This is a genomic window from Cupriavidus sp. LA-1, assembly GCF_055385985.1.
In genome coordinates, this window is the sequence record NZ_AP031387.1 from 3,343,370 (window position 1) to 3,364,676 (window position 21,307).

At 65.7% G+C, this 21,307-nt stretch carries 19 protein-coding genes and 1 other RNA gene; 3 read left to right on the top strand and 17 right to left on the bottom strand.

Translation table 11 applies throughout. The features are described from left to right. Nucleotides 1-3 precede the first annotated feature (3 nt). The 8 genes from ACZ5MJ_RS15635 to ACZ5MJ_RS15670 form a co-directional block, all read right to left on the bottom strand. Nucleotides 4-561 (bottom strand): FMN-binding protein, encoded by a 558-nt coding sequence (locus ACZ5MJ_RS15635; RefSeq protein WP_464220564.1) that lies wholly within the window; start codon nt 559-561, stop codon nt 4-6. A 59-nt stretch (nt 562-620) separates the two neighbouring features. After that, nucleotides 621-2,030 (bottom strand): porin, encoded by a 1,410-nt coding sequence (locus tag ACZ5MJ_RS15640; RefSeq protein ID WP_464220565.1) that lies wholly within the window; start codon nt 2,028-2,030, stop codon nt 621-623. A 37-nt stretch (nt 2,031-2,067) separates the two neighbouring features. Then, the gene (locus ACZ5MJ_RS15645; RefSeq protein ID WP_464220566.1) at nt 2,068-3,450 is read right to left on the bottom strand and encodes a cytochrome-c peroxidase; all 1,383 of its coding nucleotides are present in this window, start codon (nt 3,448-3,450) and stop codon (nt 2,068-2,070) included. Nucleotides 3,451-3,905: 455 nt separating this feature from the next. Continuing rightward, nucleotides 3,906-4,246, bottom strand: an RNA gene (gene rnpB, locus ACZ5MJ_RS15650) — RNase P RNA component class A. Between the two features lie 34 nt (nt 4,247-4,280). After that, complete coding sequence (locus ACZ5MJ_RS15655) at nt 4,281-5,108, bottom strand: DUF3025 domain-containing protein (RefSeq protein WP_464220568.1); 828 nt, start codon at nt 5,106-5,108, stop codon at nt 4,281-4,283. Between the two features lie 22 nt (nt 5,109-5,130). After that, on the bottom strand, nt 5,131-6,165 hold the full coding sequence (gene pyrC, locus ACZ5MJ_RS15660; protein ID WP_464220570.1) for a dihydroorotase: 1,035 nt from the start codon (nt 6,163-6,165) through the stop codon (nt 5,131-5,133). Between the two features lie 44 nt (nt 6,166-6,209). Then, nucleotides 6,210-7,508, bottom strand: a complete 1,299-nt coding sequence (locus ACZ5MJ_RS15665) for a glycerate kinase type-2 family protein (protein ID WP_464220572.1) — start codon at nt 7,506-7,508, stop codon at nt 6,210-6,212. Beyond that, nucleotides 7,505-8,578, bottom strand: coding sequence for a tartrate dehydrogenase (locus ACZ5MJ_RS15670; RefSeq protein ID WP_464220573.1), 1,074 nt, complete (start codon nt 8,576-8,578; stop codon nt 7,505-7,507). Before ACZ5MJ_RS15670 ends, ACZ5MJ_RS15665 begins: the two co-directional genes overlap by 4 nt. Before the next feature lie 139 nt (nt 8,579-8,717). Here ACZ5MJ_RS15670 and ACZ5MJ_RS15675 point away from each other — a divergent pair, with 139 nt between their 5' ends. Together ACZ5MJ_RS15675 and ACZ5MJ_RS15680 are read left to right on the top strand one after the other, a co-directional pair. Further along, nucleotides 8,718-9,548, top strand: coding sequence for a class II glutamine amidotransferase (locus ACZ5MJ_RS15675; RefSeq protein ID WP_042884080.1), 831 nt, complete (start codon nt 8,718-8,720; stop codon nt 9,546-9,548). A gap of 129 nt (nt 9,549-9,677) precedes the next feature. Next, nucleotides 9,678-11,003, top strand: coding sequence for an IS4 family transposase (locus ACZ5MJ_RS15680; RefSeq protein WP_202281445.1), 1,326 nt, complete (start codon nt 9,678-9,680; stop codon nt 11,001-11,003). Nucleotides 11,004-11,050: 47 nt separating this feature from the next. Here the strand turns inward: ACZ5MJ_RS15680 and ACZ5MJ_RS15685 are convergent, their stop codons facing one another. From ACZ5MJ_RS15685 to ACZ5MJ_RS15715, 7 genes are all read right to left on the bottom strand, one after another. Continuing rightward, a complete protein-coding gene (locus ACZ5MJ_RS15685; RefSeq protein WP_464220576.1) occupies nt 11,051-11,785 on the bottom strand; it encodes an amino acid ABC transporter ATP-binding protein in 735 nt (244 codons plus the stop codon). Then, entirely contained in the window at nt 11,782-12,465 is a 684-nt protein-coding gene (gene gltK / locus ACZ5MJ_RS15690; RefSeq protein ID WP_464220577.1) for a glutamate/aspartate ABC transporter permease GltK, read from the bottom strand. The genes ACZ5MJ_RS15685 and gltK overlap by 4 nt, the downstream gene beginning before the upstream one ends. Nucleotides 12,466-12,474: 9 nt before the next feature. After that, entirely contained in the window at nt 12,475-13,203 is a 729-nt protein-coding gene (locus ACZ5MJ_RS15695) for an amino acid ABC transporter permease (protein ID WP_464220578.1), read from the bottom strand. A gap of 63 nt (nt 13,204-13,266) precedes the next feature. Beyond that, complete coding sequence (locus ACZ5MJ_RS15700) at nt 13,267-14,166, bottom strand: glutamate/aspartate ABC transporter substrate-binding protein (protein WP_464220579.1); 900 nt, start codon at nt 14,164-14,166, stop codon at nt 13,267-13,269. 264 nt (nt 14,167-14,430) lie between these two features. Further along, nucleotides 14,431-15,738 (bottom strand): Glu/Leu/Phe/Val family dehydrogenase, encoded by a 1,308-nt coding sequence (locus ACZ5MJ_RS15705; RefSeq protein WP_432259215.1) that lies wholly within the window; start codon nt 15,736-15,738, stop codon nt 14,431-14,433. A 103-nt stretch (nt 15,739-15,841) separates the two neighbouring features. Then, nucleotides 15,842-16,834, bottom strand: coding sequence for a LysR substrate-binding domain-containing protein (locus ACZ5MJ_RS15710; protein ID WP_464220580.1), 993 nt, complete (start codon nt 16,832-16,834; stop codon nt 15,842-15,844). A 132-nt stretch (nt 16,835-16,966) separates the two neighbouring features. Next, nucleotides 16,967-18,865: an ABCB family ABC transporter ATP-binding protein/permease gene (locus ACZ5MJ_RS15715; protein ID WP_464220582.1), complete on the bottom strand. Its 1,899-nt coding sequence runs from the start codon at nt 18,863-18,865 to the stop codon at nt 16,967-16,969. Between the two features lie 108 nt (nt 18,866-18,973). Here ACZ5MJ_RS15715 and ACZ5MJ_RS15720 point away from each other — a divergent pair, with 108 nt between their 5' ends. Beyond that, nucleotides 18,974-19,378 carry an acyl-CoA thioesterase gene (locus ACZ5MJ_RS15720; RefSeq protein WP_464220583.1) on the top strand — a complete coding sequence of 135 codons (405 nt, stop codon included), beginning with the start codon at nt 18,974-18,976 and terminating at the stop codon, nt 19,376-19,378. Between the two features lie 90 nt (nt 19,379-19,468). Here the strand turns inward: ACZ5MJ_RS15720 and ACZ5MJ_RS15725 are convergent, their stop codons facing one another. Continuing rightward, entirely contained in the window at nt 19,469-20,245 is a 777-nt protein-coding gene (locus ACZ5MJ_RS15725; protein ID WP_464220584.1) for an enoyl-CoA hydratase, read from the bottom strand. A gap of 34 nt (nt 20,246-20,279) precedes the next feature. Further along, nucleotides 20,280-21,239 carry a DegV family protein gene (locus tag ACZ5MJ_RS15730; protein WP_464220586.1) on the bottom strand — a complete coding sequence of 320 codons (960 nt, stop codon included), beginning with the start codon at nt 21,237-21,239 and terminating at the stop codon, nt 20,280-20,282. Nucleotides 21,240-21,307 lie beyond the last annotated feature (68 nt).

Here is a 21,307-nt window from a genome sequence, read left to right on the forward strand (position 1 = left end):
TGCTTATTGCGGACCCAGCGCCATCTGCGCCATCACTGCGATGCGGCGGATGCCGTCAGTGATGTGGGTGCAGGACAGCGTGGCGCCGCTGATGTTCTCGATATCATCGCCGATGCGCAGCGCCGAGCGCGCGGACTTGCCGCTGAACTGGCTGCGCCACGGCTTGTTGCGGACTTCATAGCCGTGGCTCTCGCGGTAGGCCAGGATCTCGACGTCGCGGATCTCGCCGGCGGGGGTCAGTGCCACGGCATAGTTGATCAGCTCGAACTTGCCGATGACGGCATCGGCGACCACATAGCCCAGCAGCTTCGCGCCCTGGCGTGCCTGCCAGATGCGCCAGGCACCCATCCGGGCCGGGCCACCCGCACGCTCGGCCAGCTGCCTGAGCTGGTCCGGGTTGAGCGCCACCATCACGGGCGTGAACTCGGTGGCGTCGGCAAACATCTGCTTCTGGCTCTCGGCAACGCTCATGTACTCGGCGGCATGCACGCTGGTCACGACAAAGCCGGCCGACAGCGCGGCGGTGCAGACAAGCAGGGTGGGAACAGGCTGATAGCGCATTGGTGCTTCCTTGCCCCGCACGACCCGGCCGGGCCGCGCGGGAATTGCGGATCAGGGCGTCAGAACGAAACGCCGAGGCCCAGGTCGAGGCGGTTGAAACTGGTATTGGTACGGAACCACTGATAATCGATCTTGAACACGACGTTCGGGTTCAGGTAGAAGTTCATGCCAGCGGTCCAGACCGTGTCGTAAGGTTTGGCGAAGGTTGCGCCGCTGGCCGTGACGGGGCCGCTCGGCGTTGCCGAGAAGCCAGGGGCAATACCTTCGTAGCTGGCACCCATGTTGTAGCGCTCGTAGCGGGCGAACGGCACGGCGCGATACTTGCCGTGCTGCCACACGTTGTAGGCGGCTTGCAGGTACCAACCGTAGAACGACGCCGGCATCGGATTGGCCGTGCCCGGGAACTGCGCATTGACCTGGGCAGTGTTGCTGATGTGGCCCTGCGCGTAGAGCGCGGCAAGGTCCCACTTGCCCGGCGTCCAGCGCGTATGCGCTTCCCACAGCGTGGCACGCTGGCTGCCCGCGCCCGGCGCCGGATTGGCATTGCCCGTGAAGACCGAGCCGCCCACCAGCAGCCCCGGCACGCCGCGATAGTTCAGCGACAGGTACTGCGAGGCATTCTTCGCATTGGCCAGGCTCATTTCCTGGTGGGTGGCCTGCATCGGCGCCACCTTGTTGTTCTGCAGGTCCAGCGCGGAGTTGTAGAGCGGCGTCTCCGGCGTGAAATTCCACTTGGACAAATCAAGCCCGGTAGTGAGGCCAACGTTCCAGTCCAGGCCAAAATCGGTGTTGCCATGCAGGGCAAAGCCGCCTTCGCGCCAGGTGGACGGGATGATCAGCGTCTCGATGAAGTTGCGGTACACGCCATAGTAGGCGGTAGGCTCGTGGTGCTCGTTGATCAGGCCCACCGGCATCAGGAACACACCGGCCGTCATGCCCACCTTGTCGGTGAACATATGGTCGACGTAGAACTGCTCCACCTCGAACTCGCCAACGTCGGACGACGACGCAACGGCATGCTCCACCTCGAACTCCGAGGCAAAGCGCGTCTTTTCGTCAAAGCGGTAGCCAAAGCCGAACACCGCCCGGCCGAGGTCGGCCCGGGTGTCGTTGGTATTGCGGCTGGGCCGCGAATAGCCGATCTCGCCATAGCCGAATACGCTCAGATTATCGAGCGGCGAAGGCTTGGCGGCGGCTTGCTGCAGGGTCTCCTGCGAAGCCTGCAACTGCGCCACCTGGGCAGTCTGCTCGGCCTGCTGCTGCGACTGCGCCTGCTGTTGCGACGCCAGCGTGGCGTTCTGCGCCTTCATGGCCTTGAGTTCGGCCTGCAGCGCCTGCAACTGGCTGGCCATCTCGTCGACCTTGCGTTCGAGCTGCTGCACTGTTGCCGCGCCGGCACCTGCCGTTGCGGCGAACGCCGGCGTGCCTGCCATGGCAAGCGCCGCGGCGGCAATCATGGTCCTCTTCATCCCACTCCCCTTCCTGGTTTATCTGTGTAGCTGTGTCTTACCTGCCGGCGGCCGCCGCGCCTGCGCGCGTGGCGGCCACGCTGGCCTCAGTGGCGTTGCACTGGGCCGGTATCGTGTAGGCCGACGGATTGGCCGGATCGAAGCCATCGGTCAGCGTGCAGAGGAAGCGCACGAGGTCGGCCATCTCGCTGTTGGTCAGCGTCGGCGCCAGGCCCGGGATATAGGGCACCTCGCTGACGTTGACATTGCCGGCGTAGGCCGTCGGCAGGTCGTTGTACTGGATGTCCGGGGTGCCGTCCGCCTTGGTGTACCAGCGGCCAGGATCGGTATCGCGCGTGATGTACCACGCCACGACTTCCTCCAGCGTGTCGAAGACACCGTTATGGAAGTACGGCCCGGTCAGCGCGATATTGCGCAGCGTGGGTACCTTGAAGGCGCCGCAGCGCGACGTGCGCGAGGCCAGGTCATCGCGCAGCGGGCCGCACAGGCCGAGGTCGTAGTAGTCGTGATTGGGCTCACCGAGCGCGGTGCCGTTCTTCGGCACATAGCTGAGCGTATTGCCGTCGATATTGGCCGGGATCTTCCAGTTGCGCGGAATGCCGACGTTGTCGTAGCTGAAGTCGGTAAACAGCGCCGGCGTGGTGGCGGTCGGCGTGGATACGTGGCAGGCCGTGCAGTTGCCCTTGGCCGGATTGTTGAAGAGCGCCAGGCCGTTCAGCTCCTGCGGCGTCAGCGCTGCGCTGCCCTTCAGGTAAGCGTCGTACTTGCTGGAAAACTGGCGAAACGCCGGATCTTCTTTCTGGTACTGGGCCAGCGCCTGGCCGATGTTATGCAGCGCGGTGGTGGCATCCTGCACGGAGGCCTTGCCGAACACCGCCGTGAACTGGTCAAGGTAGGGCCGCGTCAGCAGCCGTCCAAGCAGCTCTTCCGGCGAAGCGTTGGCCATTTCAAACGGCGTGAAGAAAGGCTTCTCGGCCTGGTCGGCCAGCGACGGCGAGCGGCCGTCGCGGAAGAAGCCACCCACGGCCTTGCCGTCGGCCCCGATGCTGAAGGTGGGCGTGAACTGGTTGTAGGCCAGCGCCGGCGTATTGCGCAGGCCGGGCAGGTCCATGCCGGGGCCGCCCAGCGGCACGGCCAGTGGATCGTCGCCCGCAAAGGCACGGCCTGCCACGTGGCAGGTTGCGCATGACTGCCTGCCTGAGGCCGACAGTGCGGTATCGGTAAAGATCTTCTCCCCGACCTGCGCCATGGCGGACAGCTGGCTGCCGGCGGGTGCCACGCTGGCAGCGTCGCTGCCACCTGTGTCGCCGCCGCCGCAGCCGGCCAGCAGCCATGCGCACAGTGCAGCAGCCAGCCCGGCCAGCGCACGCGCGCCTCCCCTGTGGCAGCGCGCACGTGCGCTGCCGTTCTTCGTTGTCATGGATTTCCTGGCTCTTTGGATTGCGGACGCCTTTTTATAATGCTGCTCAAGCGTCACATCACGGTTCGTACTAGTAATACGAACAATTTTCGTTACGGATTATATGAAAAAGAGCCAGGGCCGGAATTGCTTCACCGCAAAAAATCGCACGGGCACATCAAAGTGTTGCCACCATGCCGCACTGACAGGGCACTCCATGCGGATTTAAAAGAAGAACAACGGGCTTGCCTTCTCCTAAAAACATTGATATCTGGAATAATGTCCTATATATAAGACTTTATAATAATGATTCAAATGTCTTACTTTCATAACCGGAGGTGACGGTACGAGCATGCACAGGAACGCTGGCGCACGACCGTTGCGGGAAATAACCTGGAGATTGGATTCAGTCCGCAAATGCCGCGACGACCGAGATGCGGGATTTCCGCCGGCCGGGCCGGGTCATCCCGAAAAAGAAGCAAAGCAGGCCGATAAGCCGGATTCTGTGCGCCCCGCCCGCCTTGCGGCCAACGGTGCGTGACAACCATTCCTCTAGGCCGGCTGTTACCAGCCGGCTCCAGCTCCCTACCCGCAGACTCAGCGGGCCGCTTCATCGCCTGCCTATTTGGGATTGCTCCAGGTGGAGGTTACCGCGTTTCACCCTTCCCGCCGGGCGAACCCGGCGGCAAGACTCGTCTCTGTGGCCCTATTCCGCACGTTGCCGTGGATGGCTGTTAGCCAACACCCTGCCCTGTGGAGTCCGGACTTTCCTCCCCTTGCATCTTGCGATGCAAGCAGCGGTTGTCTGGCCTGCTTTGCGGCCCGCAGTCTAACACCGATTGGCGGCGACTTCAGCCGGCGCGACGTCCGGGCCTGAATACGGCTGTATCGGCGTAGAAGCCAGGCTCGGCGTTGTCGTCGCACCAGCCCGGGATGCCCATCACCGGCAGCGGCGCAAAGGTGCGGCCACCGCGCAGCGCGCCAACCCGGGCCGCGCCCACCAGGGATTCCGCCAGCATGGCATCAAGCGACGGGCCTGCGGCCTGATCAGGCGCCAGCGGCAGCACCCACGCATGTGCGGTGACCGACTTGTACGGCTGCACCAGTTTTTCCAGCAGCGCATGGCCGAACGGCACCACCGCGCAAGCGCTGCCCCAGGCCTGCCGGGCTTCGAGGAAGAGGCGCTGCCACGCAAACCCTTTCAGCGCATCGGCCAGACCGGGCACGGCACTGACGAACAGCACCGCATTTTCGTCGAACAGGGTCGCGGCGTCGCGCACGCCGCCGCGCGCGGTCCGTACGCCTTCGCGCGCGATGACTTCGGCCTGGATCTGGTTGAGCACGCGCTTGGCCTGCGGGAAATGCAGCCAGATCAGCGCGTTGAAGAAATCGTGGAGATTGTCCCGGGTGGGGACTTCGCCCGTGGCGTGGATATGCGCCTCATAGGCACTGCCTTCAGGCAAGGCCTGCTGGGCGATAAAGCGCAGCGGCAGGCCGCGCGCATTGCGCAGGCCGAGTCGGGCGGCGTGCCCGTCGAGCAGCACGCGCAGGTTGGCGCCGCCCCGCACCGCCGCGGCCAGTGCGGCACCCCGCACCGCAAACGGCTGGAACCACGGCCGGGACCAGTCGATCCCGGCCAGCGCGGCGACGAAGGACTCGTCCGCCGCAAGTGCCTGCATGGTCAAGGCTGTGCCGCAGGACTCAGCGGGCCTTCCAGCGCAGTGTCTCGCCGCCGCGCAGCGGCACCAGGGTGGTGTCGCCGTAGGGCAGTTCGGCCGGCAGTTCCCAATCCTCGCGCTCCAGCGTCAGCGTGCCGCTGTTGCGCGGCAGGCCGTAGAAGGCGGGACCGTTGAAGCTGGCAAAGGCTTCCAGCTTGTCCAGCGCACCGGCGGCGTCGAAGGCTTCGGCATACAGCTCCATCGCATGTAGCGCGGTATAGCAGCCGGCACAGCCGCAGGCGTGCTCCTTCAGCCCGCGCGCGTGCGGTGCGCTGTCGGTGCCCAGGAAGAAGCGCGGGCTGCCCGAGACGGCGGCCGCCACCAGCGCCTCGCGATGGGTTTCGCGCTTGAGCACCGGCAGGCAGTAATAATGCGGGCGGATGCCGCCGGTGAAGATGGCGTTGCGGTTGTAGAGCAGGTGATGCGCGGTGATGGTCGCGCCGACCGGGCCGGTGGCATCGCGCACGTATTCGGCAGCGTCCTTGGTGGTGATGTGCTCGAACACCACCTTCAGCTCGGGCATGTCGCGGCGCAGCGGCGTCATCACGCGGTCGATGAAGACGGCCTCGCGGTCGAAGATGTCGATGCTCGGGTCGGTCACTTCGCCGTGCACCAGCAACGGCAGGCCCGCGCGCTGCATCGCTTCCAGCGCCGCGTAGCAGCGGCGGATATCGGTCACGCCGGCGTCGCTGTTGGTGGTGGCACCCGCCGGGTACAGCTTGACGCCGTGCACGAAGCCGCTGGCCTTGGCCGCGGCGATCTCTTCGGCCGTGGTGTTGTCGGTCAGGTACAGCGTCATCAGCGGCTCGAACTGCATGCCGGCCGGCAGCGCCGCCAGGATGCGGGCGCGGTAGGCCTGCGCCTGCGCCACCGTGGTCACGGGCGGCTTCAGGTTGGGCATGATGATGGCGCGTGCGAACTGGCGCGCGGTGTCGGGCAGCACGGCTGCCAGGGCGGCGCCGTCGCGCAGGTGCAGGTGCCAGTCGTCCGGGCGGGTGATGGTGAGCTTCTGGGTCATGGCTAGCTTGGGCCTGCCGCGGCGGCGGCGGGCGTTCGTCGAAATCAGAGAATCAGGATGGCGCGGTAGTCGTTCACATTGGTGCGCGTCGGGCCGGTGACCACAAGGTCGCCGATGGCATCGAACAGGCCCCAGGCGTCGTGCGCGTCCAGCTGGCGCAGCCCCGGGAGGCCGGCGGCCTCGGCGCGCGCCAGCGTGGTCGGATCGGCCAGCGCACCGGCATTGTCCTCCGAACCGTCGATGCCGTCGGTGTCGGCAGCGATGGCGTGCACGCCGGGCATGCCATCCAGCTCGACCGCCAGCGACAGCAGGAACTCGGAGCAACGCCCACCACGCGCCTTGGCGGTGCCGCCGCCGGCCGGCAAAGTGACCGTGCACTCACCTCCGGAAATCAGCACCACGGGCGCGGCGAACGGCGCATTGTACGCGCGAATCTCGCGCACCAGCGCGGCGTAGACGCGGGCAACCTCGCGCGCTTCGCCGGTCACGGTATCGCCCAGCACCACCGGCGTGATGCCGCGTTCGCGGAACAGCGCCGCGGCCGCCTCCAGGCTGCCGTGGGCGGTGGCGATCATGCGGTTGTCGACCTGGGCGAACAGCGCGTCGCCAGGCTTGGGCGTCTCCGGCACCTCGCCGCGCGCGCCGCGCTCCAGGTGCGCCTGGACGCTGGCCGGCACCTGCGCGCCCCAGCGGCGCAGGATTTCCAGTGCCTCGGCAAAGGTGCTCGGATCGGCCACGGTCGGGCCCGAAGCAATCGCGCTGGGATCGTCGCCGGCCACGTCCGAGACGATCAGCGTGGTCACCGGCGCGTGGCTTGCCTGCGCCAGCCGTCCGCCCTGAATGCGCGAGATGTGCTTGCGCACGATGTTCATCTCGGTGATCGGCGCGCCACAGCGCAGCAGTTCCCGGGTCGTTGCCTTCAGGTCGGCCATCGGGACGGCTTCGGCCGGCAGCGACAGCAGGCTGGAGCCGCCGCCCGACACCAGCACCAGCAACCGGTCCTGCGGCGTCAGCGACTGCACGCTGGCCAGGATATCGGCCGCGGCCTGCTCGCCGGCCTCGTCGGGCACCGGGTGGCCGGCCTCGATCACGCGGATATGGTCGGTCGGCAGTCCGTGCGCGTAACGCGTGACCACCAGCCCTTCCAGCGTGGCCTTGCCGGCATAAGCGCGCTCGACCGCCGCGGCCATCGACGCCGCCGCCTTGCCCGCGCCGACCACCAGCGTGCGGCCGCCGGCATGCGGGGGCGGCAGGTGCTGCGCCACGATCCGCAGCGGATCGGCCGCCGCCACGGCAGCGTGGAAGCTGTCCAGCAAGAGTCCGCGCGGATCGGCCGTGCTCACAGCGCCTCCGCGATGGCCAGGCCCAGGTCGGCCGTGCCGGCCTTGCCGCCGATGTCGCGCGTCAGCGGCGCGTGCCCGGGTCCGGCTGCCAGCACCTTCTCGATCGCACCCAGCACCGCGGCGCCGGCTTCTTCATGGCCCAGGTGCTCCAGCATCATGGCGCCGCACCAGATCTGGCCGATCGGGTTGGCCACGCCGCGCCCGGCAATGTCCGGGGCCGAGCCGTGCACCGGCTCGAACAGGCTGGGGAAGGTGCGGTCCGGGTTGATATTGCCCGACGGCGCGATGCCGATGGTGCCGGTGCAGGCCGGGCCCAGGTCGGACAGGATGTCGCCGAACAGGTTGCTGGCCACCACCACGTCGAACCAGTCCGGGTGCTGGACGAAATGCGCGGTCAGGATGTCGATGTGGTACTTGTCGACCCGGATGCCGGGATAATTCGCGGCCATTGCCTCGACGCGCTCGTCCCAGTACGGCATGGTGATCGAGATGCCGTTGGACTTGGTCGCCGACGTCAGGTGCTTCCTGGGCCGCTTCTGGGCCAGCTCGAAGGCAAACTTCAGGATGCGGTCGACGCCGGTGCGGCTCATCACGGTTTCCTGCACCACGATCTCGCGCTCGGTGCCCGGGAACATGCGCCCGCCAATGCTGGAGTATTCGCCCTCGGTGTTCTCGCGCACCACGTAGAAGTCAATGTCGCCAGGCTGGCGGCCGGCCAGCGGGCTCCTGATGCCGGGCATCAGCCGCACCGGGCGCAGGTTCACGTACTGGTCGAACGAGCGCCGGAACTGCAGCAGCGAGCCCCACAGCGAGACATGGTCGGGCACGGCATCCGGCCAGCCCACCGCCCCGAAATAGATAGCGTCGTACTTGACCAGCGTGTCGAACCAGTCGTCCGGCAGCATCTTGCCGTGGCGGGCGTAGTAGTCGCAGCTGGAAAAGTCGAAGTGATCCCACTGGAAATCGATGCCGAAGCGCCGCGCCGCGGCGTCCATCACGCGGATGCCCTCGGGCATGACTTCCGTGCCGATTCCGTCTCCGGGAATCACGGCGATCTTGTATTGGCGCATGGTTATTGGGGAGGTACGTGCAGGATGGCCGGCCGCCGCGCGCCGTCCGGGCCCCGCTGCTTGGCAGCGGCCCGGGGGCGCGGGATAATGTCTGCATTCTATTGCAAAGCGGCAGCCCGCTGCCGACCGGTGCCCCGATATGTGCCAGCTGCTAGGCATGAACTGCGCCACGCCGACCGACGTGACCTTCTCCTTCACCGGCTTTGCCGCGCGCGGAGGCCTGACCGACCACCATGCCGACGGCTTCGGTGTCGCCTTCTTCGAGGACAAGGCCTGCCGCCTGTTTATCGACAACCAGTCCGCCGGCACCTCGCCGGTGGCGGACCTGATCAAGCGCTACCCGATCAAGTCCAAGAACGTCATCTCGCATATCCGCAAGGCGACGCAGGGCACCGTGCTGCTGGAGAACTGCCACCCCTTCATGCGCGAGCTGTGGGGCCGGCACTGGATCTTTGCCCACAACGGCGACCTGAAGGGTTTCTCGCCGTTCCTGTCCGGCGTCTACCAGCCGGTGGGCGACACCGACAGCGAGCTGGCCTTCTGCACGCTGATGCAGGGCCTGCGCAAGCGCTTTCCGGGCTCGCAGCCGCCGCTGAACGAGCTGGGCCATGCGCTGGCCGACATCACCCGCGAGATCACGCTGCACGGGGTCTTCAACTTCCTGCTGTGCAATGGCCAGGCGCTGTTCGCGCATTGCTCGACCCACCTGTACTACCTGGTGCGGCAGTGGCCGTTCTCCACCGCGCACCTGATCGATGCCGACCTGTCGATCGACTTCGCCCAGGTCACCACGCCGGACGACCGCGTGGCAGTGATCGCCACCCAGCCGCTGACCGACAACGAGACCTGGACCCGCTTTGCCCCGGGCGAGCTGATCATGTTCGAGGACGGGCGCCCCACCATGACGCTGACGGTGCCGATCCCGCCGGAGGTGCAGGCGAAGAACGCCGCAAATACAGCCTGCACCTGAGCCACCGGGAACGAAAAAAAAGGGACGCCGAGGCGTTAATGCCGTTCAGTTAAGAGCTGAACGGCATTTTTGTATGTAGCGTCAGAGGAAGTTGTAAACGCTGCGCCGAAGTGTTAACTTTCGGGCGCGATGCTTTCCAGTCACCTGACCTTCCTGCTCGAAGCGCAACAGCCGGCCGACTTGAGTCGGCTCGCCGAGCATCTTCCGTACGAGTGGATCGAGCGCGCGGTAGACGCGACGGGAACGGCAAGTATCCGTCGCCGTCGATTGCCCGCTGAACAGGTGGTCTGGCTGGTGATTGCGCTGGCGATGTACCGCCATTGGTCGATCAGCGAAGTGCTCGACAATCTGGAACTGGCCCTGCCTGACGAGGTGGCGCCGTTCGTCAGCAAGAGCGCGGCGACGCAAGCCCGCCAGCGCGTTGGCGAGGCGCCGCTGGCCTGGCTGTTCGAACGAACAGCGCGCGCCTGGAGTCTGCAGGACGCCAGCGACTACGCCCTCAAGGGACTCAGCCTGTGGGCGATGGATGGCACGACGCTACGCACAGCCGACAGCCCTGCCAACCGCGAGCACTTTGGCGCCCAAGCTTACGCTCGCAGGGTCGCCAGCTATCCGCAGGTGCGCATGGTGACGCTGACTGCGATCCCCACGCACCTGGTGGCAGGTGCCAGCTTCGGTCGCTATGACAGCAATGAGATGGTGTACGCCAAAGGCTTGTTGCCGCAGATACCGGATGATTCGCTGACGGTATTCGACAAAGGCTTCCTGGCTGCCGAGATCCTGTGCGGTCTGACGATGGGCGGGCACAACCGCCACTTCCTGATTCCGGCCAAGTCCAACACGCGCTGGGAGGTGACGGCCGGCACGGCCGAGGACGCCACGGTACGCATGCGTGTCTCGCCGCAGGCACGCAAGAAGTGTCCGGCGCTGCCGGAGTTCTGGCAGGCGCGGGCAATCCGAACGATCGATGCACGCGGACGTAGCCGAATTCTGCTGACGTCGCTGCTCGATCGCCGACGCTTCAAACCTGCTGACATCGTCGCCAGTTACGAGCGGCGCTGGCAGATCGAAACGAGCTACCGGGAACTGAAGCAGTCGATGCTCGGCATGGAGCTGACCCTGCGTAGCCGAACCGTCGATGGGGTATGCCAGGAAATCTGGGGCGCCTTGATCGCCTACAACCTGATTCGTCGCGAGATGGCCAGCGCCGCCCGAGAAGCGAAGCTCGCGCCGACTGACATGAGCTTCGTGCGTGCCTTCCATGTCATCCAGCACGAGATGATGTGGGCAGCTGTCACGCCAGCCTACGCGAAATTGCCCGCCTGCCTGCAGCGCCTACGCGAGCGCCTAAAGTCGCTGCCCAATGTGAAACGACCCGGTCGCTCATGCGACCGGGTCGTCAAGTCCCGCCCTTCACGCTATGCCGTTCGCTTCCTCAATAGGGACCTTAACTGAACGGCATTAACGCCGAGGCGTCCCTTTTTCTTGCCCTGCCAGGCCGGTCAGTGATGCAGTATCTTCGACAGGAACTGGCGCGCGCGCTCCGAGCGGGCTTCGATATTGCCGAAAAACTCTTCCTTGTCGGCGTCTTCGACGATCTTGCCCTGGTCCATGAAGATCACGCGGTTGGCCACCTTGCGCGCGAAGCCCATTTCGTGGGTCACGCACATCATGGTCATGCCTTCCTGCGCCAGCTGCACCATCACGTCCAGCACTTCGTTGACCATCTCGGGGTCCAGCGCCGAGGTCGGTTCGTCGAACAGCATGCAGATCGGGTCCATCGACAGCGCCCGCGCAATCGCCACGCGCTGCTGCTGGCCGCCCGACAGCTGGCCGGGATACTTCTCCGCCTGGCTCTTCAGGCCCACGCGCTCCAGGTACTTCAGGCCCTTGGCCAGCGCCTCGTCCTTGGAGCGGCCGAGCACCTTCATCTGCGCGATGGTCAGGTTCTCGGTGATCGACAGGTGCGGGAACAGTTCGAAGTTCTGGAACACCATGCCCACGCGCGAACGCAGCTTGGGCAGGTTGGTCTTGGGATTGCCCACCGAGGTGCCGTCGACCAGGATATCGCCCTTCTGGAACGGCTCGAGCGCGTTGACGGTCTTGATCAGCGTGGACTTGCCCGACCCGGACGGGCCGCACACCACCACCACTTCACCCTTGGCGACCTTGGTGGTGCAGTCGGTCAGCACCTGGAAGGCGCCGTACCACTTGGAGACATTGTTGATTTCGATCATACAGCCACCTTTTTCTGGTAACGCTTGACCAGCAGCGAAGCGGAGAAACAAATGATGAAGTACACCAGGCCGGCAAACAGCAGCATCTCGACGATGCGGCCGTCGCGTTCGCCAATGCCGTAGGCCTGGCCGAAGAAGTCGGCCAGCGCGCTGACGTAGACCAGCGACGTATCCTGGAACAGGATGATGCCCTGGGTCAGCAACAGCGGCACCATGTTGCGGAACGCCTGCGGCAGGATCACCAGCCGCATCGACTGGCCATAGGTCATGCCCATTGCCTGCGCCGCGAACATCTGCCCGCGCGACACGCTCTGGATACCCGCGCGGATGATCTCGGAATAGTACGCGGCCTCGAACAGCGCAAACGCCACCAGCGCGGACGTCATGCGCAGGTCGGTCGCCGGCGACAGGTTGAACAGGTTCTGCAGCACCTGCGGGATGATCAGGAAGAACCACAGCAGCACCATCACCAGCGGGATGGAGCGGAAGATGGTTACGTACGCCTGCGCAAACCAGTTCAGCAGCCGGAACGACGACAGCCGCATCATCGCCAGGATGGTGCCCCAGACGATGCCCACCACCACCGCGGTGACGGTGATCTTGAGCGAGACCAACATGCCCTCGCCCAGCACATGCAGCGTGGCGGGGTTGATGGAGGTGAAATCGAAGGAATAAGCCATGGCGCCCCCTTACTTGCCGCCGATGAAGCCGGGCACGCGCGTGCGGGCTTCCACCCAGCGCATGAGCAGCATCACCGTCACGTTGATCAGCGCGTACATCACCGTGACCGCGATAAACGATTCATACGGGCGCGCGGTGTAGTCCACCAGTTGCCGGCCCTGTGCCGCCAGTTCCAGCAGGCCGATGGTCGATGCGACCGCCGAGTTCTTGAAGATGTTCAGGAATTCAGAGGTCAGCGGCGGCACGATCACGCGGAATGCCATCGGCAGCAGCACGTAGCGGTATGTCTGCGGCAGCGAGAAGCCCATCGCCAGGCCGGCGTTCTTCTGGCCGCGCGCCAGCGAGTTGATGCCCGAGCGCACCTGCTCGCAGACCCGCGCGGCGGTGAAGGTGCCCAGGCACAGCATGGCGGCGACGAACTGCTGTGCAAACGGGTTCATCTGCTTGATCGCCTCGCCGCCGGGCAGCAGCTCGGGCGCGACGAAATACCAGATGAACAGCTGCACCAGCAGCGGGATGTTGCGGAAGATTTCGACGTAGGTGGCGGCGATGCCCGCCAGCCACTTGTTGGGCACGGTGCGCAGCACGCCAAGCACCGAGCCGATGACCAGGGCGATGACCCAGGACGAGAGTCCCAGCGCGAGCGTCACCTTCAGGCCCGAGATCATCCAGTCGAGGTAGGTCTCGTTCTGGGCGGCCTGTTCGAGGAAGACTCCCCAATGCCAACTGTAGTTCATGTTGCGTCCTCAAAAAGAAACGGAAGGACATGCCTTCCGTTTCGCACTGCTGTCAACGGCAGGTCAGTCCAGCGCCTTGTCGTTAGGCGCCTTGATCAGCGCCTTCATGTCATCCGACAGCGGGAAGTCCAGGTTGAGGCCCTTCGGCGGCACCGGTTGCATGAACCACTTGGTGTACAGGGTGTTGACCGCACCGTCCTTCATCATGCCGGTGATCACGGTATCGGACAGCTTCTTGAACTGCGGATCCTCCTTGCGGATCATGCAGCCGTAGGACTCGCGCGATTGCGGCTTGCCCACCACGATCCAGTCGGCCGGGTTCTTGGCCTTGGCGCGCTCGCCGTACAGCAGCGCGTCGTCCATCATGAACGCGACCGCGCGGCCGGACTCCAGCGTCAGGAACGACTGGCCGTGGTCCTTGGTGCTGATGATGTTCATGCCCAGCTTCTGGTCATCGTTCATCTTGCGCAGCAGGCGTTCCGACGTGGTGCCCGCGGTGGTGACGACATTCTTGCCCTTCAGGTCGTTCCAGTCCCTGATGCCCCCGTCCTTCTTCACCATGATGCGCGTGCCGATGATGAAGATGGAGTTGGTGAACGCAACCTGCTTCTGGCGCTCCAGGTTGTTGGTGGTGGAGCCGCACTCGATGTCGATGGTGCCGTTCTGCAGCAGCGTGATGCGGTTCTGCGAGGTGATCGGGATTTCCTTGACCTGCAGGCTCGGCAGCTTCAGCTGGTCCTTGATGGCTTCCACGATCTTCATGTTGATATCGTAGGAGTAGCCAACTTGCCGTACGCCGCCCAGGTTGTAGTTGAACGGAATCGACGACTCGCGCACGCCCAGCGTAATGACGCCGGTGTCCTTGATCTTCTTCAGCGTGCCCGTCAGTTGTTCAGCTGCCTGTGCCGTCCCGCACATCACACCCCCGGCAATCATCAGGGCAGCCAACTTGGCAAAATTCATAACATCTCCTTGACCATGAAGAGAAAGCGGGATTCTAGAGATAAAACCCCCACTGGTGAAACAGTATTGCGCAGCATCCGCCGCAATACAACTGGGTTTTCTCCTAGAAGCCCACTTCCGGGCAATCACTGCGCACAACATCCGAATACGACAACGCGGTCTCCGGCGCTTGCCGGAGACCGCGTCTGGCGGTCATGAACCAAGGGATCCGGGACGGTTATTGCATTGCACCATGGCAGTGCCCGTCCCGTTTCCCGTGCCCTGTCAGGGATACAGGCCGCGCATCTCGCGCGCCTGCAGGATCCGCGTGCAGGCCACGATAAACGCCGCCGTGCGCAGCGTCACCTTGTTGTCCTGTGCCACTTGCCAGATTGCGCGGAAGGCTTCTTGCATGATCCGTACCAGGCGCTGATTGATCTCTTCCTCGGTCCAGAAGAAGCTGGAGAAATCCTGCACCCATTCAAAATAGGACACGGTCACGCCGCCGGCGTTGGCGATCACGTCCGGGGCCACCAGGATATTGCGCTCGCGCAGGATGTCGTCCGCTTCCGGGGTGGTCGGGCCGTTGGCGCCCTCGATCACCAGGCGGGCCTTGATCTGCGGCGCGTTCTCGGCCGTGATCTGGCCTTCCAGCGCGGCCGGGATCAGGATGTCGCAGTCGACTTCCCAGAACTGCCCGGTGCGCAGGACTTCGCCGCGGAAGCCTTCGATGGTGCCGCTGTGCGAGGCGTATTCCATCATCGCCGGCACGTCCAGGCCGGCCGGGTCGAACAGCGTGGTGCGGTGGTCCTGCACTGCCACCACCTTGGCACCAGCCTCATGGAACAGCTTGGCCGCCACGGCGCCGACGTTGCCGAAGCCCTGCACCGCGACGCGCGCGCCCTTGATTTCCAGACCGATATTGCGCGCGGCTTCGGAGCCGACCACGAACACGCCGCGGCCGGTGGCCTCGTGACGGCCGAGCGAGCCGCCCAGCGAGATCGGCTTGCCGGTCACCACGCCGGTGGCGGTGCTGCCGGAGTTCATCGAGTATGTGTCCATCATCCAGGCCATGACCTGGGCGTTGGTGTTCACGTCCGGCGCCGGGATATCCTTGCTCGGCCCGATGATGATGTTGATTTCGCTGGTGTAGCGGCGCGTCAGGCGTTCCAGCTCGGCGTGCGACAGCGTGCGCGGGTCGACGCGGATGCCGCCCTTGGCACCGCCGTAGGGCACGTTGACCGCGGCGTTCTTCACCGACATCCAGGCCGACAGCGCCATCACCTCGGACAGTGTCACGTCCTGGTGGAAGCGCACGCCGCCCTTGCCCGGGCCGCGCGACAGGTTGTGCTGCACCCGGTAGCCCTCGAAGTGGGCGATGGTGCCGTTATCCAGTTCGATGGGAACGTCGACGACCATCGCGCGCTTGGGGCGCTTGAGGGTTTCGACCCAGCGTGCCAGCGAGCCCAGGTAAGGCGTGACACGGTCAACCTGCTGCAGGTAGATGCCCCAGGGGCCGAGATTGTCGGCATTGAGGTAAGACGGGAGTGCGTGCTTTTGGCCAGCAATATTGGTCGGTGCTGCGGAAGACATCAGTGGGTTCCGGGGTGGAGAATGCCCGCAAGCTTAGGGGCGGCGCCCCGCCCGAATCCAATGCCGTTTGTTCATCCGGTCATGCAAAATCTGCATAACCTTGTCATCTGGCGGAAACCGGAGCCCCGGCCGGCTGGCTGGCCGGGGCCGCCTGGGCCGCTGACAAGGTCGACCACACCTGGTCGACCAGCTGGCGCTTGCGCCGCGCCCCGGCGCGGCGTTCGTTGCCGTTCTCGCCCGGCCGCTCGCGGTACAGGCGGATTTCCATGTCGATCGACAGCGGCAGCCCGCGCGCCGACTCGGCCCGTACCAGCCGCCCCGCCGCCACGTCCTCGTGCACCGCGCTTTCGGGCAGGAAGGCCATGCCGTGGCCGGCCAGCGCCATCACCTTGAGCGCCTCGGCCATGTCGGTCTCGTAGCATTTGTCGAGCTTGAGCGCCTCGGAGGTGTCGGCCAGCAGCAGGTCGACCATGCGGCCAAGGAAGGCGTTGGGCGTGTAGCTGAGGAAGGGCACCGGCTTCTTGTCGGTCCCGGGCAGCCGGAACTGCGGCTTGCCGGCGGCATCCGGCACGCTGTAGGGCGACAGCCGTTCGGTACCAAGCACCAGCATGTCGTACCGTGCCGGATCGAGCTGGATGGCCTGGCGCGCGTGGTGGTAGACCATCACCAGGTCGCAGCCGCCCTCCACCAGCATCAGCACCGCGTCGTGGACGTTGAGCGCGCGCAGCCGGCACGGCACCGTGCCGATCCTGCGCTCCAGCGCCTTGAGCCATTCCGGGAAGAAAGTCAGCGACAGCGTGTGCGGCACCGCGAACTCCAGCACCTGGGCGTTGGCCGAGCGCTGGCCGCGCATCAGCGCACGGGTCTCGCTGACCTGCGCCAGCATGGCCAGCGCCTGCTCGTAGAACACCTTGCCGGCCGGGGTCAGGCTGGTGGGATAGCTCGAGCGGTCGATCAGCTCGGTGCCGACCCACGCCTCAAGCGACTGGATGCGGCGCGAGAACGCCGGCTGCGTGACGTGGCGCAGCTCGGCCGAGCGCGAGAAGCTGTGCGTCTCGGCCAGGCTGACGAAGTCTTCAAGCCATTTGATTTCCATGACGCGGATTATCCACCCGCGCCCGGCTGTTCGTCACGTGCGCGTCGCCGGCCTGCTCAGCCGCGATGCGCCCAGCACGCGCAGCACGTCTTCCGGCTCCAGCGTGGCCAGCGCGGTGGCAAAAATGTCCTGTCAGGCGTCCTGCGTGGCGTCGCCCACGTCGAGTTCCAGCGCATCCGCAACCACCGCTTCGCCGCCCTTGGCGGCGGCGCGGGCCTGGATGTCCCACATCTCGGCGTAGCGGCCGCCCGCGCGCATCAGCTCGGCATGGGTGCCGCGTTCGACGATGCGGCCGTGGTCCATCACCAGGATCTGATCGGCATGCACGACGGTGGACAGGCGGTGCGCGATCAGCAGCGTGGTGCGGTTCTGCGCCAGCCGCATCAGCTCGGCCTGGATGGCCTGCTCGGTGCGCGAGTCGAGCGCCGAAGTGGCCTCGTCGAAAACCAGTACCGGCGGATTCTTCAGCAGCGTGCGCGCGATCGCCACGCGCTGCTTCTCGCCGCCGGACAGCTTCAGGCCGCGCTCGCCCACCGGCGTGTCGTAGCCCTGCGGCAACTCGCGGATAAAGGTGTCGATCTGCGCGGCGCGCGCGGCGGCGATGACCTCGTCGCGGCTGGCATCGGGCCGGCCGTAGGCGATGTTGTAGAAGATGCTGTCGTTGAAGAGCACCGTGTCCTGCGGCACGATGCCGATGGCGCGGCGCAGGCTGTCCTGCGTGATCGCGCGGATGTCCTGGCCGTCGATCTCGATGGCGCCGCCGTTGGCATCATAGAAGCGGAACAGAAGCCGGGCCAGCGTCGACTTGCCCGAGCCGCTGTGCCCCACCACCGCGGTGGTGGTGCCCGCCGCGATGGTGAAGTCCACGCCGTCCAGGATCAGCCGGTCCGGCTCGTAGCTGAAGCGCACGTCGCGGAAACGCACCTGCGCGCCGTTGACCTGCAGCGGCTTCGCGCCTGACGCGTCGGCCACCTCCTGGTTTGTGCCCAGCAGCACGAACATGCGGTCCATGTCGGTGGTGGCCTGCTTGATCTCGCGGTAGATCACGCCGAGGAAGTTCAGCGGGATATAGAGCTGGATCATCAGTGTATTGACCAGCACCAGGTCCCCCAGCGTCAGCTTGCCGTCAACCACGCCCACGGTGGCGCGCCACAGGATCAGGATCAGCCCGACCGCGATGATGGCCTGCTGGCCGAAGTTCAGGAACGACAGCGAGTTCTGCGAGCGGATTGCCGCGGTGCGGTATTTGCGCAGGTTCTCGTCATAGCGCTGTGCCTCGTACTCTTCATTGCCGAAGTACTTGACGGTCTCGAAATTGAGCAGCGAATCAATCGCCTTCTGGTTGGCGCGCGAATCCAGCTCGTTCATGCGGCGGCGGAAATGCGTGCGCCATTCCGTCACCACGATGGTAAAGACGATATAGCCCGCCAGCGCGCAGCCGGTGATGGCTGCGAACCAGATGTCGTAGTGCAGGATAAAGAAGCCGATCACCAGCCCCATCTCGACCAGCGTGGGCAGGATGCTGTACAGCGAATATGAGATCAGCGACTGGATGCCGCGCGTGCCGCGCTCGATGTCGCGGCTCATGCCGCCGGTCTGCCGGTCCAGGTGGAAACGCAGGGACAGCGCATGCAGGTGCCGGAACACCTGCAGCGCGATCTCGCGCACGGCGCTCTGCGTTACCTTTGAAAAGAGGATCTCACGCAACTCGGTGAACAGCGTCGCCGACAGCCGCAGCACCCCGTAGGCGACGATCAGCCCCACCGGCACGGCGAGCAGCGCGCGCGGGTCGCCTGGCTGCAGGTTCATGCTGTCGATCAGCTTTTTCATCAGCACCGGCACGCCCAGGTTGGCCACCTTGGCGGCCACCAGGCATGCCAGCGCCAGCATCACCCGCCACTTGTAGTGCCAGACGTAGGGCAGCAGGTTGCGCACCGTCTGCCAGTCGCTGCGCGGCGCGCGCTGACCGGGGAAGAGCGTGTTGGAAGCAGGAGCGGGGGCCGGCTCAGCGGTCGTGGAATAGCGGCGCATACGTTAGAATTCGGGCCAATGCGCGATTGTCGCAGAGTTCGCATTTCGTGGCAGGTGCAGGGTCATTCGCCGCGCCGCGCCCCCTTCCGCAGTCCACCACACACCGTCATGAACGCTCCCGACACCGTCCCCGCCCTGCCCGCCGGCAAGAATCCCGCTCTGCGCGTGGTGCCCATGCCCGCCGACGCCAATGTGCACGGCGACGTGTTCGGCGGCTGGATCATGGCGCAGGTGGATATCGCCGGCTCGATCCCGGCGGTGGAACGCGCCCAGGGCCGCGTGGCCACCGTCGCGGTCAACTCCTTCCTGTTCAAGCACCCGGTGCTGGTTGGCGACCTGGTCAGCTTCTACGCCGACATCGTCAAGACCGGCCGCACCTCGATCACGGTCGCGGTCGAGGTCTACGCGCAACGGATGCGCCACAGCAATGAGATCGTCAAGGTGACGGAGGCCACGCTGACGTATGTGGCCACGGATGAATCGCGGCTGCCGCGGGTGTTGCCGTCGGCTTGAGGGGATAAGCCAGCGCTTGCTGGCTGTTTTCTCCCCTCTCCAATTTGTGGGAGAGAGGAGCAGACAAGCGGGATTGAACAGACGTGGGGCTTACTCGAACTTCGTAAAATCCGGCCTCCGCTTCTCGAAGAAGGCCGCAAACGCCTCTTTCGCCTCCGGCGCCACCAGCATGCGGCGGAACACCGCGCCCTCGTCGGCCATCTGCTTTTCAACCGCGGCCAAGTCGCCCGCCTTCATCAGCCGCTTGGTCTCGCGCAGCGACGATGCCGGCAACGCCGCCAGCTTGCGAGCCTGCTGCAGCGCAAAGTCATGCAGTTCGGCCACCGGCAGCACGCGCGTCACCAGCCCGATCTCCAGCGCCTCCTGCGCGCCGAAGGCTTCGCCCAGCAGCAGCTTTTCGGCAGCGCGCTGGTAGCCGACCAGGCGCGGCAGCAGCAGGCTGGAAGCGGCCTCGGGACACAGGCCTAGCTGCACGAACGGCAGCGACAGCCTGGCCGTGTCGGACGCATAGACCAGGTCGCAATGCAGCAGCATGGTGGCGCCCACTCCGACCGCAGCGCCGCTGACGGCCGCGACGATCGGCTTGGTGGCATGGCTGATCTGGTGGAGGAACTGGAACACGGGCGCCTGCTCCGCGCCTTCGCCCGCGGTCGGCGGGCGCTGCATGAAGTCTTCCAGGTCGTTGCCGGCGGTAAAGATCTCCGCCTTGCCGCGCAGCAGGATGGCGCGCACGTTGCGGTCGGTCTCGGCCTCGCGCAACGCGTCGCCCATGGCCTGGTACATCGCCGCGGTGATGGCGTTCTTCTTGTCGATGCGGTCGAACTCGATGGTCAGGATGCCCTGCTCGATGCCGGTGCGGATGCTCATGGTGTCCTCGTCTGTGGATGCATTGCTGGGAGGGTTATTCAAAGGGCGGTGGCGATTCGGACAAATAGCTCAGGCCGAATGCGCGCGCGCCCACATTCAGCGCCACCGTCAGGCTCATCGGCGCCAGCATCAGTTCCACGCCCTGGCCGCGCGCGGTGCGCTCCAGCGACTGGAACGCCGGCATCGCGCGCACCGCGTCGAGCGGCCCGGCATAGCAGACCGAGATTGCCGGCACCATCAGGCCACCGCCGCGGATGCACTGCTCGGCATGCTGCAGTACGCGGCGCGCGCCCTCCTCGGAGCCGCGCGCCTTGGCGATGGCCTCGGTGTGCCCGCGGTGCATGCGCACCACCGGGCGGATATTGAAGGCGCTGCCCATCACGTAGCGGCCCCAGGTGATGCTGCCCTCGCCCTTCTGGCGCGCGCGCGTGTACATGTAAAGCAGCTCGTCGGGCACCAGGAACATGTGGGCGGCATCGCGCATGCGCGTCTCGACCGCTTCGCGCACTGCCTGCGGGCTGGCGCCGGCGGCGGCCATGCGCGCGGCTTCGCGCACGATCAGCGCCTGGCCCGGGCCGATCGCGCCGGTATCGACCACAGTCAGGTCGAACAGCCCCGTGCGCCCGGCTTCCCTGCGCAGGCGCACGCTGCGCGCCACGGTGCCGATCACCGCGCCGCTCGCATGCGCATAGAGCTTGCTGCGCGAACTGGCGATGGTGAACAGGATGGCGCGGTCGCAGTGGGCCACCACGTTGCGCAGCAGGTGTTCTTCCAGTTCGCGCTCGAGCAGCGGGATCGATTCGGCGTAGTGGTCCTGGCGGCCGACCAGGTATTGCTGGTAGAGCGCGGGCAGCGCGTCTTCGTCGCGCGTATCGGCGACGAAATACTCGCCCGCGCGGATGCGGAACGGAATCGTGTGGACCTTCAGCTGGGCCATGACGTCGCGCGGCAGATCGCACGCGGCATCGGCCAGGATGGCTGTCGTCTCCTGCATATTGTTGTCTCCCCTACCTGGTGACCCGCGTTGCGGGCGGCAGCCCCCGGTACTGCTTTCTTCACCTG

What these genes read in the sequence shown, in the direction of transcription:
- ACZ5MJ_RS15695 (WP_464220578.1), bottom strand. Translation starts at nt 13,203, where the DNA reads ATGAACTACAGTTGGCATTGGGGAGTCTTCCTCGAACAGGCCGCCCAG.
- gltK (WP_464220577.1), bottom strand. Translation starts at nt 12,465, where the DNA reads ATGGCTTATTCCTTCGATTTCACCTCCATCAACCCCGCCACGCTGCAT.
- ACZ5MJ_RS15725 (WP_464220584.1), bottom strand. Translation starts at nt 20,245, where the DNA reads ATGAGCATCCGCACCGGCATCGAGCAGGGCATCCTGACCATCGAGTTC.
- ACZ5MJ_RS15705 (WP_432259215.1), bottom strand. Translation starts at nt 15,738, where the DNA reads ATGTCTTCCGCAGCACCGACCAATATTGCTGGCCAAAAGCACGCACTC.
- pyrC (WP_464220570.1), bottom strand. Translation starts at nt 6,165, where the DNA reads ATGACCCAGAAGCTCACCATCACCCGCCCGGACGACTGGCACCTGCAC.
- ACZ5MJ_RS15670 (WP_464220573.1), bottom strand. Translation starts at nt 8,578, where the DNA reads ATGCGCCAATACAAGATCGCCGTGATTCCCGGAGACGGAATCGGCACG.
- ACZ5MJ_RS15700 (WP_464220579.1), bottom strand. Translation starts at nt 14,166, where the DNA reads ATGAATTTTGCCAAGTTGGCTGCCCTGATGATTGCCGGGGGTGTGATG.
- ACZ5MJ_RS15675 (WP_042884080.1), top strand. Translation starts at nt 8,718, where the DNA reads ATGTGCCAGCTGCTAGGCATGAACTGCGCCACGCCGACCGACGTGACC.
- ACZ5MJ_RS15715 (WP_464220582.1), bottom strand. Translation starts at nt 18,865, where the DNA reads ATGCGCCGCTATTCCACGACCGCTGAGCCGGCCCCCGCTCCTGCTTCC.
- ACZ5MJ_RS15685 (WP_464220576.1), bottom strand. Translation starts at nt 11,785, where the DNA reads ATGATCGAAATCAACAATGTCTCCAAGTGGTACGGCGCCTTCCAGGTG.
- ACZ5MJ_RS15680 (WP_202281445.1), top strand. Translation starts at nt 9,678, where the DNA reads ATGCTTTCCAGTCACCTGACCTTCCTGCTCGAAGCGCAACAGCCGGCC.
- ACZ5MJ_RS15640 (WP_464220565.1), bottom strand. Translation starts at nt 2,030, where the DNA reads ATGAAGAGGACCATGATTGCCGCCGCGGCGCTTGCCATGGCAGGCACG.
- ACZ5MJ_RS15655 (WP_464220568.1), bottom strand. Translation starts at nt 5,108, where the DNA reads ATGCAGGCACTTGCGGCGGACGAGTCCTTCGTCGCCGCGCTGGCCGGG.
- ACZ5MJ_RS15710 (WP_464220580.1), bottom strand. Translation starts at nt 16,834, where the DNA reads ATGGAAATCAAATGGCTTGAAGACTTCGTCAGCCTGGCCGAGACGCAC.
- ACZ5MJ_RS15730 (WP_464220586.1), bottom strand. Translation starts at nt 21,239, where the DNA reads ATGCAGGAGACGACAGCCATCCTGGCCGATGCCGCGTGCGATCTGCCG.
- ACZ5MJ_RS15720 (WP_464220583.1), top strand. Translation starts at nt 18,974, where the DNA reads ATGAACGCTCCCGACACCGTCCCCGCCCTGCCCGCCGGCAAGAATCCC.
- ACZ5MJ_RS15635 (WP_464220564.1), bottom strand. Translation starts at nt 561, where the DNA reads ATGCGCTATCAGCCTGTTCCCACCCTGCTTGTCTGCACCGCCGCGCTG.
- ACZ5MJ_RS15645 (WP_464220566.1), bottom strand. Translation starts at nt 3,450, where the DNA reads ATGACAACGAAGAACGGCAGCGCACGTGCGCGCTGCCACAGGGGAGGC.